13 protein-coding genes are annotated in these 13,765 nt (G+C 67.7%); 3 read left to right on the top strand and 10 right to left on the bottom strand.

Going from position 1 to position 13,765, the window contains the following annotated elements; translation table 11 throughout:
• The first annotated feature begins 129 nt into the window (after positions 1 to 129).
• Positions 130 to 1,098, top strand: a complete 969-nt coding sequence (locus H7F38_RS08360; RefSeq protein ID WP_187093680.1) for a phosphotransferase enzyme family protein — start codon at positions 130 to 132, stop codon at positions 1,096 to 1,098.
• Positions 1,099 to 1,179: 81 nt separating this feature from the next.
• On the opposite strand, the gene H7F38_RS08355 is transcribed toward H7F38_RS08360, so the two are convergent.
• The 5 genes from H7F38_RS08355 to H7F38_RS08335 form a co-directional block, all read right to left on the bottom strand.
• Positions 1,180 to 2,694, bottom strand: coding sequence for a LuxR C-terminal-related transcriptional regulator (locus tag H7F38_RS08355; protein WP_187093679.1), 1,515 nt, complete (start codon positions 2,692 to 2,694; stop codon positions 1,180 to 1,182).
• Between the two features lie 54 nt (positions 2,695 to 2,748).
• Positions 2,749 to 4,095 carry an AAA family ATPase gene (locus H7F38_RS08350; RefSeq protein ID WP_187093678.1) on the bottom strand — a complete coding sequence of 449 codons (1,347 nt, stop codon included), beginning with the start codon at positions 4,093 to 4,095 and terminating at the stop codon, positions 2,749 to 2,751.
• Positions 4,096 to 4,099: 4 nt separating this feature from the next.
• The gene (locus tag H7F38_RS08345; protein ID WP_187093677.1) at positions 4,100 to 4,342 is read right to left on the bottom strand and encodes a hypothetical protein; all 243 of its coding nucleotides are present in this window, start codon (positions 4,340 to 4,342) and stop codon (positions 4,100 to 4,102) included.
• Positions 4,343 to 4,414: 72 nt separating this feature from the next.
• Entirely contained in the window at positions 4,415 to 4,672 is a 258-nt protein-coding gene (locus H7F38_RS08340; protein WP_187093676.1) for a hypothetical protein, read from the bottom strand.
• Between the two features lie 428 nt (positions 4,673 to 5,100).
• Entirely contained in the window at positions 5,101 to 5,481 is a 381-nt protein-coding gene (locus H7F38_RS08335) for an Lsr2 family protein (protein WP_187093675.1), read from the bottom strand.
• A 261-nt stretch (positions 5,482 to 5,742) separates the two neighbouring features.
• Here H7F38_RS08335 and H7F38_RS08330 point away from each other — a divergent pair, with 261 nt between their 5' ends.
• The gene (locus H7F38_RS08330; protein ID WP_187093674.1) at positions 5,743 to 5,895 is read left to right on the top strand and encodes a hypothetical protein; all 153 of its coding nucleotides are present in this window, start codon (positions 5,743 to 5,745) and stop codon (positions 5,893 to 5,895) included.
• Positions 5,892 to 6,041, top strand: coding sequence for a hypothetical protein (locus tag H7F38_RS08325; RefSeq protein ID WP_187093673.1), 150 nt, complete (start codon positions 5,892 to 5,894; stop codon positions 6,039 to 6,041). Before H7F38_RS08330 ends, H7F38_RS08325 begins: the two co-directional genes overlap by 4 nt.
• A 33-nt stretch (positions 6,042 to 6,074) precedes the next feature.
• Here H7F38_RS08325 and H7F38_RS08320 read toward each other — a convergent pair whose 3' ends face one another.
• The 5 genes from H7F38_RS08320 to H7F38_RS08300 form a co-directional block, all read right to left on the bottom strand.
• The gene (locus H7F38_RS08320; RefSeq protein WP_187093672.1) at positions 6,075 to 7,076 is read right to left on the bottom strand and encodes a DUF4380 domain-containing protein; all 1,002 of its coding nucleotides are present in this window, start codon (positions 7,074 to 7,076) and stop codon (positions 6,075 to 6,077) included.
• Positions 7,073 to 10,447 (bottom strand): DUF5107 domain-containing protein, encoded by a 3,375-nt coding sequence (locus tag H7F38_RS08315; protein WP_222618540.1) that lies wholly within the window; start codon positions 10,445 to 10,447, stop codon positions 7,073 to 7,075. The genes H7F38_RS08320 and H7F38_RS08315 overlap by 4 nt, the downstream gene beginning before the upstream one ends.
• 132 nt (positions 10,448 to 10,579) lie before the next feature.
• Entirely contained in the window at positions 10,580 to 11,482 is a 903-nt protein-coding gene (locus H7F38_RS08310) for a carbohydrate ABC transporter permease (RefSeq protein WP_222618539.1), read from the bottom strand.
• Position 11,483: 1 nt separating this feature from the next.
• Positions 11,484 to 12,416, bottom strand: coding sequence for a carbohydrate ABC transporter permease (locus tag H7F38_RS08305; protein ID WP_187093670.1), 933 nt, complete (start codon positions 12,414 to 12,416; stop codon positions 11,484 to 11,486).
• Complete coding sequence (locus tag H7F38_RS08300; RefSeq protein WP_187093669.1) at positions 12,413 to 13,699, bottom strand: ABC transporter substrate-binding protein; 1,287 nt, start codon at positions 13,697 to 13,699, stop codon at positions 12,413 to 12,415. The genes H7F38_RS08305 and H7F38_RS08300 overlap by 4 nt, the downstream gene beginning before the upstream one ends.
• Positions 13,700 to 13,765 lie beyond the last annotated feature (66 nt).

The raw sequence follows: 13,765 nt of genomic DNA, 5'->3' as shown, positions 1-13,765 counted from the left end.
CGTCGATTTTGGTCATCAGCCCATGTGGGACGGTGACCAACCTCGATCAGTGTTCACCGAACGCGAGCCTTCCAGAACCGGTTCCCCGAGTTGCTGGGTGAGGTCGAGCCGATCGGTCATCATCAAGCAGTGACGTCACCGCCGGAACTCACCACCGCCCACGCCGTGTCCATCGCCGCTGCCTTCGACCTCGGAGACGTCGTGGCTCACGCCGGGCCAACGGGGCGCGGCGAGCTGGGCTTCGTCTTTCGTCTCACGACCAGCCGCGGCACCTGGGCGGTCAAGCAGCTGATCCACCCGCAGGTCGAGGCGGACGTCCGGCAAGACGTCGAGTTCGCCACGGCGGCAGGGGCTTCCGGCGTGCCGACGCCAACTATGCTGACCACCCGGAGCGGGGCCGTCCTCCTGGACCTACCAGGCACGCAGGTACGCGTCTCCGAATGGGTCGACCTCTCGGAGGTCGGCCCGACGCTGGACGCCGCAGCGGTCGGCGCCACACTCGGCGCGCTCCATCGCACCCCTTTTCAGGGGACCCGGGGAGCGCACCCGTGGTACCGACGGCCGGTGGGCGCCAGACGGTGGGACGAGCTCATCGTGGCGCTGACCGATGCCCGGGCGCCATTCGCCGACGATCTGGCCGGGCTGCGCGAGGAACTCGTCGCCTTGGAACAGACCATGGTCGACCCCGACGATCCGCAGACCTGCCACCGGGACCTGTTCCCCGAGAATTTACGCGGAACTGTCGACGGCTCGATGTGCGTCATCGACTGGGACAATCACGGGATGGCCGGCGCGAGCCAGGAATTGGCCTTCGTGGTCTGGAGTTTCGCCGGCGGCCGGGCCGACCGGGCTGCAGCGATCGTCCAGAGCTACCGAGCCTGGGGCGGGCCGGGCCGTGTCCGAGAGCCCGGGGATTTCACCATGCTCGTCGCCGTGCTGGGGCACATCAACGAGCGGGCCTGCACGGGTTGGCTCGAGCATCCGCCCGGAGACCCCGAACGAGACCGCCTGGCGCGCCTGTTCGGGGAAACAGCTGCGGACCCGCTCACCAGGTCGGCCATCGCGGACCTGCTGGACGCGGTTGCCTCGAGCCCGTAGGGGCTGCACCAGAACAGCTCCTTGCGCTCCGCGCAACTCCCTCCGGACCCCGGACGGGACGCCGGTCGTCAGCATGGCCGGTCAATCCACCAGCAGGCCGCGCTGCCGGGCGATCGACACCGCCTCGGTGCGGGTGGTGGCACCCAGTTTGCTCATGATGTGGCTCAGGTGAACGCTGGCCGTCTTGTCGGAGATGAACAGGGCGTTCCCGACCTGTCGGTTCGACAGTCCCGTCGACACCAGCCCGAGCACCTCCGATTCCCTTGCGGTCAGAGGGCTTTCCGAGGCGGTCACTCCCTGGTCGGCACCCGGCCGCAGGCGCGAGCGACGCACCATCTCGTCGATGGTCGACAGCACCGGAGACGCGCCGAGCATCAAGGCCTGCTTCCGTGCCGTGCGGAGCAGGTCTGCGGCCCGGACCCGGTCACCGGCCTGCAGGAACATCCGCGCGGCCCGTACGCCGGCGTAGAGCTGTTCCGGGACCCGGCCCGCCCGACGCGCGGCAGCGAGCACCGCCGCCCATTGATCCGCGGTGTCGGTACCGGCAGCCCGATCGGACTCCGCCCGCAGCCGCAGCAGCCAGCTGAGGCCATAGGCACCGGCCAGTGCCGGCGTCACCGACCGGGCATCGGCCTCGTCGACCAGGGACGCCGAGTGGGCGATCAGCTCTTCCGGATCGGTGCCGTCGCGACGGGCGGTCTCGGCCAGATCGGCCAATGCCTGCGCGTGCCGGGTTGTCAGCAGCAACCGTTCGGTCACCCACCCGTCCGAGTCCAGCCGGCGTCGGCAACGCTCGACGACGGCGAGGGCGTCGACCGGCCGACGCTGCAACAGCCGCAGGTCGATCTCGCGCAGGTCGAGCTGCAGCTCGGAATATCCGTCGCCGGTGCCGCGCAGCCTGGCCAGTAGCGACTCACCTTCCGGATCACCGCGGCCGACCAGGATGCCGACGGCGGCAGTGGCGAGCACCCGCCCCGGTTCGGTCGGGGCGTAGACGGCCACCAGGCTCTTGGCCAGCGCCTCGTCCCACTCCCCGGTGGCTTCCAGAATCCAGGCGTCCATCAGCCGCAGGTCCAGACCATAGCTACTCCAACTCAGGCCGGCTGCACTGCTCAACTCGACACCCTCGTCGGCCGCGGCCCTCGCACCCATCAGGTCGCCGTCCTCCATCAGCTGCGCCGCCTGGAACCGGAGGGCTCGCAGCCGGACGCTGACACCGTCCGGACCGGTCGTCCCGGCCAGGGCCTGCGCCAACGACGGCACCTCGTCCGTGGGCAGAACACCGCGCCGGCCCAGCAGGTTCAGCGTGATCAGGGCGTCGGCGGCGATCGCGTCCGCGCCGGTGCGATGGGCGATCCTGGTCGCCTCGGCGAGCGTATCCACACCCGCCGGTCGGTCGCGGACGATCAGCACCCGACCGCGGGTGGCCAGCACCCTGGCCAACAGCGGACTCGGTCCGCGGCCGTCGAGCAGCTCCAGGGCCACCCGCGACGGCTCGTCGTCGTCGACGTCGGCCTCGAACTGCAGAATGGCCAGCCGTTCCCGGGCGCCCGCTCGCGCCTCGACATCCTCGGGACGGTCGTCGACCAGCGTCATGACGGCACGGCCGAAGAAGAGCGCTCGCGCCGGGTCGCCGCTGGCGGATGCCGCCTACCTGGCCCGAAGGAGCAGGTAGAGTCGATCACCGCCGGTACCGAGCCGGTCGAGCAGCGCGACCGCCTGCTCGAGGTGTCGCAGCGCCTCTGCCGGTGCCGCCATCGTCTCGGCCGCCGTCGCGGCCCGGATGAGCGCACCCAGCGCGGCCGGCAGGTCGTGCCCGGCCAGCAGGTGATGGGCCAACTCGGCGGGACCGCCGGCTGCATCGGTGTCGGCAGCCAGCAGCTCGGCGAACCGTGCGTGGAGCCGAACCCGCTCGCCGGGCAGCAGGTCGCCGTAGACGGCCTCCTGGAACAGTGCGTGTCGGAAGTTGTAGGACTCGCCGTCGGTGGTGAGCAAACCCGCCTCGACCGCCTGACGCAGGCCCTCTTCGGTCTCCGGCGCATCGGCCGCGGCCAACAGCAGACCGTGTCCGACCCGCCGCCCGGCGACCGCCGCTGCGCGAACCGCCTGCCGTCCCGCCGAGTCCAGCTCCTCCACCCGGCTGAGCAGCACGTCGGTCAGTTGATCTGGTAGCCGGCCCGCCCCGTTGGTGTTGCGCCCGGCCCTGATCAGCTCCTCGGCGAAGAAGGCGTTGCCCTGGCTGCGCGCGAAAACGCGGTCGACCAGATGGACGTCCACCGGCGAGCCGGTGAGTTCGTCCAGCAGCTGGGCCAGTTCCGTGCGGGTGAACGGCGCGAGGGCGACCCGGCGGACCTCCGGCAGCCGGGCCAGCTCGGCCAGCAACGGCCGCAGCGGGTGACGCCGCTGCAGGTCGTCCGTGCGGTAGCTGACCACGACGGTGACCCGACCGGACCTCAGCGTCCTGGCCAGGAAGGCGATCAGGTCACGGGTGCTGTGGTCGGCCCAGTGGGCGTCCTCGATCACCAACAGCACCGGCCGGGCAGCACCGAGGATCGTCAGCACGCGATGCAACGCCTCGAACAGCTGCCCCTGGCCGAGTCCGTCCTGCAACGGCGCGGTCCCCGGTTCCGGCTCGTCAGCGGACCGGTCCAGCAGTTGCGGCAGCAGCCGGGCCAGAGCCGGCCGGAGCGCCGACTCGGCCCTGAGCACCTTCGCACCGGTCGGATCGGCCTCCACGGTGCGTAGGGCGTCGACGATCGGAAGGTAGGGCAGCCCGAAATCACCGACCTGGACGCAGGATCCCACCAGGGCCAGGCCACCGGCGGCCTCGACCCGGCTCTGGAGCTCCTGCAGCAACCTGGTCTTGCCACTGCCGGCGTCGCCGCTGACCAGCGTGAAGCTGGGATCCGATTCGGTGGCCGCGGCGTCGAACGCCCCGAGCAGCTCCGTCAGCTCGGCGGACCGGCCGACGAATGCGTGGCTGGGGGGTCGGGGCACCCGGCTATCGTCGCGCAACACGGGTGCTCCGGGCGAACCCGTGCCACCACAGTCGCCACCGGCCGGCCGGATGCCGCGGGCGCAAGGGCCGTGCCGGGTCGGCCGCCGGTCGAGACCGGCCGACCGTTCGGTGGTGGGCCAGTCGCTGGGCGTGGGCCACATCCGGCCAGCGCCGCCGATCGATCGCGGCCAACTCCCGATTGCGGTGCTCGATCGTGCTCTGGACTGCGAACAGGTTCATCGTCATGGGAACGACCGTTGTCGTGAGACGCCCTGGACACATGAGGCGATCGCCTTATCTTCCGCCCGGGCGGTCGCCTCAGTGGTCGGGCTCGTCGAGCCAGGTCACCACCAGACCCATTGGGCCGCAACGGAACTTGTCGGTGGGCCGGTCACCGACCACGGCGACACCGAGTTCACCGCGACTTCCCACCGGCAGCACGAAACGCCGGCGTCCCCGGGCGCGGAGCGAACTCGGATCGGCGGCCGCGGCTTGCTCCGCCCGGGATGGTCCGGCGATCTGGTCCGTGTCGTCCCACGGCTCTGGCACCTCGACGCCCTGACGTGGCATGCTCATGGGGAACACTCGTCCGAAAGGTGGAGCCGTCGCGCACCACCCAGGGCTATTGCGTCCCCGCAGGGATACACCCGGTCCACCCGGTTCGAACCTCCAGTTCGGCGGGGGGGAATGCTGGCGTTTCCCACGCCGACGCCCCTGCGACGGCGAATTTCCACCCGAGGGCCTCACCAGCACCAGCACATCCGACTCAGAAAGCAGACCGTGACTTCACAGCACTCCGCATCAGACGGTTTCTCGCCGTTGTTTTCCAACGCCACCGCCGATCAGGCCTCACCGACCCACTCCGCCACCGACGCTGCCTCCACACGGAAGCGGTCGGAGCCGAACGGCGATCATCACCTGACGTTCATCGACCCACTGGACTCGGCACCCTCCGACCACTGACGCCCTTCCGGGGCGGCACTGCCAGGGCAACGACCGGGGCACTACTGTGCGGCAACCGCCTCGGCGTACTGCGTCTTCACACTTTCCGAGATACGTCCGCGGGCGGCGATCTCGATGCCGTTCTCGGCAGCCCAGGCGCGGATGGCCACCAATTCGCTCTTGCCGGCTCGCTTCTCGGGCTTGGCCTCGGCCGAAGAGGCTTTCCGGCCGGCGCCGCGCGTGGTGCGGGCTCCGGCAATCCCGGCGGTCTTGATCTGGCGTGCGTGTTCGACGAACTCCGCCACGGCCTTGCGGAGGTTCTTCGCATTCTTCGCACTGAGATCGATCTCGTAGTGCGCTCCGTCGAGGCCGAAGGCGACGGTCTCCGCCGCCTTGCTGCCGTCGATGTCGTCGAGATAGGTGACCGTGGTCTGCTGTGCCATTGAATGTTTTCCCTGCTGCTCGTCGGTGATGATCAGCGTTATCGTAGCGGGAGCTTGCATGCTCCTGGAAGCAGTCGATTCCCCGGCGAGTGAGGCGTATCACCGGACGATCGACGTATCAACTGCCGTCCTGGTGCGTCTTGTCAACGAAGCATAAATAGAACGACGATCTCCGCCCCCCGACCCGGTGGGCCGGATGAGCGCAGATGTTCCAGAGAGGGCAAGCGCACCACCGCGAGAACAGAGCGGGGATCCACCGAAATGTCCAGCATCATCAGCACTCTCAAGAAGCGTCACATCGAAGCCCGCAACGACCGCGCTCTCGCGCGGATGATCGCAGATGCCGGATCGCCGGCCATGCGTGACGAGTTGATCATCATCAGCCAGCGCACCCGGCCAGGACTCGACCGATGACGAGGTTCCGCAGGGCCGCCCAGGCCCGCCGGCAGCGACGTGAGGAATACCGCAACAGCATCCACTACGCGATCGCCCACGCGACGAGCGAGCGCGAGCGCAACGACCTCACCATGTTGGCCGGCGAGCAAGGCGTTCTCCTCTAGAACGGGACAAGTTGACCCATCGGTGGTCTCGGGTCACGATCGTCGCTGGGGGCGCGTCGCCCATGTCGCCGGGACGAACTCGGTGGTGACGCCGACGACCACATTCGACGACGTGCTTTCCCCGGGCATCAGTGTGATCAGCGGCCCCAACACCTCGCTCTCGATGATGCGTGCCGGCGGGTCGAGCCCGCCGAGATGGGCCAACGGATGCGGGAGCGGGCACTCCAACCAGATCTCGGCCCTCGATCCGCGATCCGGATACTCGGCCCCCTCGACGACCGAGAACCGTTGCGTCACCGCGACGCCGTCGAGCCAGGTGGCGACACGGCCCGAAGCGCCCGGGACTCCGAGCTTGCCGACGATTTCCTGGAACGGAACGACCATCACCCCGTCAGCGATGGAATGAGCGGGAAATCCATTGCCGGACAACAATTCGATGGCAGAGTCGGGTGAGTCGACGACGGTCGCGTACCAGCCGTCACGTGGATCGCCGGAAGACTCGGCCCGCAGTTGTAGTACATCCCAGATCGCCCACCTGACGGGGCGGTCGACGGCCTCGAACCGCTGCCGCAACTCGTACTCGACCGATCCCGCGCGCAGCCTCACCGTCCTGGTGATCTGCAGTCCGCTCCGGCGATCCGGCGCACTGGTCATAGCGAGCGTGACCGAGTCGTCGGCCAGGGTCAACGTCGGGACGTAGGGCCCGGAGTCCAGCACCGGGTCCGGCGGGCCGGGCCACTGCGCCGGCCCTGACCAACCCTGCGGAGCGGGCCAGGTCTTGTCACCGCCGTAGTTGCGCCAGGATGCCATCGTGACGTCGACCGGTGGACGCAGGGATGCGTCCCGGCGGTGCAGTCGGTGGTCGATCAATTCTGCGTTGCGGTAGAGCAACTCCCGCCCGCCGAACTGCAGGGACAGCAGGCGCCCGCCGAGCGCCGGTACGATCCCCAGCGTCAGTCGGCCATTGGACAGCCAGAACACCTGGTCCGGGCCGCTGGTGTCGAGATCGGCGCTCGGCGCCCCCGCCGGCGTCATCGCGCGGCATCGGAGGTGACCGGGCCACCTACCGCTGAGTGGCCCGAGACCAGCTCCTCCAGCAGTTCCATCCCGAGCCGATGCGCTGGGTCTCTTGACTGCACCTTATTCAGCCGGATGATCGCGCCTTCTGGGTCGCCGCGAAGGACGCACAGCTGGGCGCGCAGGAACAGCACCGTCGTGACCTGCCTGAATTGCAGGTCCTCGTGGAACAACAACATCGTCGGCAGCGAGGTGGCGAAATAGTCGGCCACGGCCGGTGTCTCGTCCAGCAGATCGACATAGCCGGCCAACCCGTCCTGCAGTGCCGCCGCCTTCGCATCTTGACCCAGACGCCGACACGCGATCACGGAGAAGTAGGTCATCTCGCTGAAGGCCCGGGTACTCATGTTCTGGAAATCACCATCGGCATCTGCTGCCCGACGCCACGATCGGACAGCCGATGCGGAACCGGCCGCGGCCTGCGCATCCCCGAGGGCCAGATGGAGGTCCGCCGAATTGACCAGGAGGTGACGGGCCTCGCCCAGGTTCCGGGGCGGATCCAACGCCGATTCCAGACATCGCACGGCGTCAGCCGGACGATCCTGCGCCATCGCGGTCCTGGCCAGGCGGGCGTTCGCCGCCTCCCAGACCGCCAGAACGCGTCCCTCACCGCCTTCCCAGGGCTGGAAGACGCGACCGTTCAGGAGGGCCAGCGCCTCTTCCGGCCGGTCGGTCAGGATCAGCAATTCTGCAAGGACCGCGGTGAGATCATCACGTCGGGCGGTGATCTCGCCTCGAGCGGACAATACGGCCACCCGTTCGGTCACCGGAGTGCCCCGCTGTGCGGCGAGTTGGTCGACCTCGAACCACAGGCGCGGATCCTCCGGTGCCAGCGCGACAGCCCGGCGGTAGTGCTCCCCCGCCGCGTCCAGGTCGCCCAGCACGTTGACCGCCGCCAGCCCCAGGTTCCGCCAGATCACCGGGTCGGTGGCATCGAGATCCGCGGACCGCTGCCACATCGAGATCGCATCGGCCTCGCGGTCGTGGGCGTACAACCAATGTCCGAGTAGCCCGGCCGCGCGGGCGTCATCGGGGCGTGCCGTCAGCGCCGAGCGCAGTGCATCGGCGTCGGCTGGTCGGCCGGGCAGACAGAGGTCGGTGACGGCGGTCGATGCCGCCCACGCGGCCGCGTCGGCCTCGGCGAGTCGCCCGGCCGTCCGCAGGATGTGCGCGCGGTGATAACCGATCAACGGTTCGACGTTGCCTGCCCCGGCCGGCGACGACGACACCCTGCTCTCGGCTCTGTCGAGCATCGAGAGCGCTTCGGCGACGAAGCCGGCCGCGGCGTAGTCCAGCGCGACGTCCAGCATGGTCTGGGCGTCGCACGGCAGTGCCTGGCCGGCCAGGTCGAGAGCCCAGAAGTCCAGTGGATCCAGCGTTCTGGTGTCGGCCAGCACCGCCGCGGCAGCTTCGTCACGGCCCAACCGACGCAGCACGAGGACCAGCAGATCAGCCGCTTGCAGATGGCCGGATTCAGCGGCCAGCACCTGCCGCAGGTGGTCCTCTGCCGAGCCCCACCGCCCCCGGATGCAGTCCAGGCGCGCAAGCGCATGGTGCGCGGGTGCTCGCCAGGCGGCGTTCCACGCCGCCTTCGCGAGCACGTCGTACGCCTGCTCGATGCGTCCGAGACGAGCCAAGGTGATGCCCAGTCGGTAGTGGGCCTCGCCGCACGGCGGATTCGGGTTGAGGGAGGTGATCCTGGAAATCGCTGTGCGCAGCAGCCGTTCGGCCTCCTCGTACCGGCCACTGCGGTGCAGTCGGGCGGCCAGGGCCACATTGGTCCGACTGTCGGACGGGTCGCGGCGCAACGCCTCCCGCCAGTACGGCTCGGGTGACCGGGTCGCATGACGGTACTGCTGCAGATGCAGGCCCGCCAGGAAGAGTTCCTCGATCGACTCGATCGCCGCCGGGGCCGGCGGTTCGGTGGCCCGCTCCGGAGCCATCGGATCCTCGTCAGGAGGGAGTCGCAACCGGACCAGTTCCAGCCCGTCCGACTCCGCCAGCACCGTCAGGTCGGAGGCTGCGAAATAACCGGCCAGGAGGACCGAGAAGTCAGCGGGCACACCAGGTTCGAGGTCGGCCGTCCGCCGGTGCAACAGACTGCCGGCCGGCCCCAGCACGCTGATCACCGTAGCGGGTCGGGCACTCGTCACCGAAACACCCACTCGGACAGAGGTCTTGCCGCCCGCGACGCCGGAGGTCGCCAGTGCGGCAGCAGCATCCAGCGTCGCGGCCCGGGCCGGACCGATGTCGTGGATGGGGTACCAGTACTGGCTGAACGACTTGGTCTCCCCTGGTGTCAGGAAGGAGAAATCGGGTTGGTTGTCGGTGTAGACACCCGCCATGAGCTCGACGTACGGGCCGTCCACATCCGTCAGCTGGGCGTCCCAGGCCCAGCCGAAAGGGGCATTGCCCCAGGTCCATTGCTTCTTCCCGGGGGAGATGTGGTGATCGGCCCAGTGCACGAACCCGACGTGCGACCGATGGTCGTACCCTCCGAAGAAATCACCCGAGCTGCCGACGCACATGTAGGACGTCGGCACCGGGATGTTGCGATACCAGTCGAGGCGGTCGGCGTCCGGATGCTCCGCGTCCACCCTCGCCGGGTAGTCGACACCGTAGTAGCGGCCGCGTACCTGCGGGAAGCTGGTGGTCGCCCGCTTCGCGTGGTCGGCCACGTAGTTGACATCGGCCGGGAAGAACGACTGGTAGTCGTCGTGCACCCGGGCTGCGACGTTCGCCCACCACAGGAACGTCTGGGTGTCCTCGGTCCGGTTGTACAGCCGGACCACCACCTCCACCACGGCACGATCCGGGTGCAGTCGGATGCCGTGCATCCCCTTCATCCGGTGGAACGGTTCGTGGTCGGAGCACCAGAGGGTGACGCTGCCGTCGGCGGCGCGCTCGATCGAAGTATCGGTCGGCAGGTACGTTCCGGGCCGATGATGTTGCGGCCAGTTGAATTCGACGCCACCGGAGATCCACGGGCCGGTCAGGCCGACCAGGGCCGGTTTGATGACATTGTTGCGGTAGAAGAAGTCCTCGCCCCGCACCTTGTCGAACCCGATGTGGATGCGGCCGCCCAATTCGGGCAGCACCATCAGCCTGATCCACTTGTTCTCCAGGTGAACCGCCGACCAACTCCTTGGGGACTTCGTCGAGCTGATGCGCTCGTAGAACGGAAGGGGATACACACGGCCGGAAGAGCCCTGGTAGACCCGGTGGTCCAGGAAGACCGGGAAGTGATCAGGGGGCTCGAGCTCGTAGGTGTCGATCAGCACCGGCTCGGCCCAGGCGGCGACCTCGAATCCGGACTGGTCGGTCGGCACTGGAGGGAGTTCGATGCGGGACTCGTGGGCAAGCAATGGTTGTTCGGTCCATTCTCTATGTGGGTGGGAGCCACGCGGTCGGCATGCCCCGGGATCAGCGCGTGGCCGGTTCGCCGGAGTGCAGGTGCCAGTTCATTTGTCGCTGCCGACCAGCAGTCCGGACACGAAGTGCTTCTGGAAGGCGAAGAAGACGATCGCCGTCGGCAGCGCCGCCAGTAGTGAGCCGGCCGCCACCACGTTCCACTGACTGACGTAGCCGCCCTGCAGGTTCAGCAGAGCCGCCGTGATCGGCAACTTCGTCTGGCTCCGCAGCACGCTGAGGGACCAGATCAGGTCGTTGAAGATCCAGGTGGTCGACAGGGCCGCCAGCGCAGCGAGCGCCGGGCGGCACAGCGGCAGCATGATGCGGAGGTACACGGTCAGCACCCCTGCACCGTCGACGACGGCAGCCTCGGTGATCTCCCGTGGGATCGATCGCATGAATCCCTGCAGGACAAAGGTGTAGAAACCCATTCCGAAGGCCACCTGGATCACCACCAGCCCGAAACGGGTGTCGTACAGCCCGACCGAGTCCATGATCTTGGCGACCGGGATCAACAGGATCTGCGGGGGCAGCAGATTCCCGGCGAGCATGGTGAGCAGAATCGTCCTACGACCGGGGATCGTGAACCGGCTCAGCGCGAAGGCCGCCATCGACGACAGCGAGAGCGCCAGCACCACCGCGGGGACCGTGACCAGCACGCTGTTGAGCAGGGCCTGACCGATCGCACCGGCGCCGAAGGCCTCACGGAACCCGTCGAGCGTGAAAGTGTTCGGCAGGGCCGACAACCCACGTCCGGCGATGTCATCGAAGGATCGGAAGGCGACCAGCACCACGAACACCATCGGGGCGACCCACACCACGGTCAGCGGAATCATCAGGCCGTGGAACAACCACGGCCGGCCGCCCTTGTTGCCGGCGTGGCCGTTTCCCGCGTACCTCGGCCGTCTGATCTGCGTCCCCACCGTCGTGTTCGTCGTGGTCGGTGCGGCCATTTCAGTCCTCCTGACGGGAGGTGCGGACCAGATAGGTCAGGATGAAACCGATCGCGATGACGAAGATGACCACCGCGATCGCCGATGCGTAGCCCAGGTTCAGCGACGTGAACGCCTGCTCGAACATGTAGGTGCTGAGCAGTTCCGAGGAGTGGTAGGGCCCACCGCCGGTCATCGTCCAGACGATGTCGAAGGTGCGGAGCGAGTCGATGACGGTGACCGCGAACACGACCATGTTGACCCCGCGCAACTGCGGCATGGTGATCCGCCAGAACCGCTGCCACGGGCTGGCACCGTCGACCGCGGCCGCATCATCCAGGGTCGGGTCGCACCCCTTGAGCCCGGCCAGGTAGAGCACCATCACGTAGCCCACCTGCCTCCAGACGGCCGCCACCAGCACCGCGTAGATCGCCGTCTTCGGGTTGGCCAACCACTGGGTGGCCCAACTGCCCAGTCCCAGACCGGTCAGCGCGTTGTTCACGGCACCATCGGGCTGGTAGAGCAACCTCCAGAACAGACCGGTCACCGCCAGCGAGAAGACCATCGGCAGATAGATGGCGCTCCGATACAGACCCACCCCTCGACGAGTCCGGTTGAGCGCCACCGCGAGGCCGAGACCACCTGCCACCGAGCAGATCCCGAACCCGATGGCCCAGATGACGTTGTTCTGCAACGCCTGCCGGAAGACGTCGTCGGAGAACAGATCGGAGTAATTCTTTAAGCCGACGGACACCGGTGCACCGGCACCGTTCCACTTCTGCGTGGACAGCACGAAGCTGTTGACCGCCGGCCAGAACACCCAGGCCGCTTCGATGAGGGCCGGCACCGCCAGGAAGATCCAGACCAGCACGGGGATCTTCCTGGTGATGCGTCGCGGCGCGGCCGGCTCCGCTCCGATCGTCTTCGGTGGCACTGCGACCTTCGTGGTGCTCATGCCGATGCGAAGACCTTCGCCGCAGCTTTCTGCCAATCGCCGAGGATCGCGTTGACGTCCGTCGGTTGGTCCAGGAATTTCGTCAGGGCCGTATCCGCGGTGGTTTGGAGGGCGTCGGAGGAATCACGATTGAAGAACTGGGTGATCTCGTCGGTCTTGTTCAGCATCGTGATGCCCTTCTGGACCAGCGGGGTGAATTTGGTGGTATCGACGTCCGGCGACGTGGGGAGGCTGGACGACTTGCTGTTCTGGATGTACGTCTGCTGGCTGGCGGCCGACGCGAGGTAGGAGAGCAGATCCTTGGTGCCCTGGGGGTTCTTGGTCTTCGCACTGGCGAAATAGCCGTCGGTCGGGGCCTCCTCGGCCACCGGTAGTTTGGGGTCGATGATCGGGACCCGGAAGAAGTCGATGTCGTCCAGGACGTCGGCCGGCGCGACGGAGGTGATGAACGCGCCGATCAGATACATGGCGGCCTTCCCCTGCATCAGCGGTGTCGCAGCGTCCTGCCAGGAATAGGACCGGCCCTTCGGGTCGATGTACGGCAGCAGTTTGCGGTATTCGGTCATCACGTTCTTCACCTCCGGGCTGTCGAACTGCTTCCTGCCGGCCAGCAGGTCGCGATGGAATGCGGCGCCGTTGACACGCAGATCGAGATAGTCGAACCAGCCGGAGGCGACCCAGGCCGTGGACCCCGTACCCATCGTCAGCGGCGCGACGTTCTGACCGGAGATCTTCTTGCAGACCGCGAGGAATTCGTCCCACGTGGTCGGCACCTCGATACCCCACTTCTTGAACATCGACTTCCGGTAGAAGACGCCCCACCAGTAGTAGCTGGTGGGAACGAAGATCTGCTTGCCATCGGTGGCCGTGGACAGCGATTTGAGCGCCGGACTGAATTTGGCCAGCGCACCGCTCGGTGCCCACAGATCGGACACATCGAGCAGGTAGCCCTTGCCGGCATAGTCCCGGGCCACCGAACCGGCGTACCAGGTCAGCACATCCGGCGGCGTGGAAGAGTTCAGGTAGGTGGGCAGCTGCGCCCGGAAACTCTCGATGGCCACGGTGTTCAGGGTCAACGGATTCTTGGTGTAGCCCTTGACCAACGCCTCGACAGCGGCTTTCGGGTCCGGGTCGGACAGCGACGACTGCAGGGTCAGCGCTGTTGCGCTGCTCCCGCCCGTGGCACTGCCGGAGCTCACGCATCCGCTCAGCACAGATGCTCCGGCAAGTGCCGCAGCACCCTGCAAAAGCCTGCGGCGACTGATGTTGTGGACGACGGTCATCACTTCACACTCCTCGTTGAGAATTCCATGACGCGTGGCTGCACCGGCCATCGGAGCCGGAGGAGC

It is taken from the genome of Nakamurella sp. PAMC28650, assembly GCF_014303395.1.
GTDB lineage: Bacteria > Actinomycetota > Actinomycetes > Mycobacteriales > Nakamurellaceae > Nakamurella.
The sequence above is the reverse complement of the archived record's forward strand: the minus strand, read 5'-3'. Positions and strand labels throughout refer to the sequence as shown.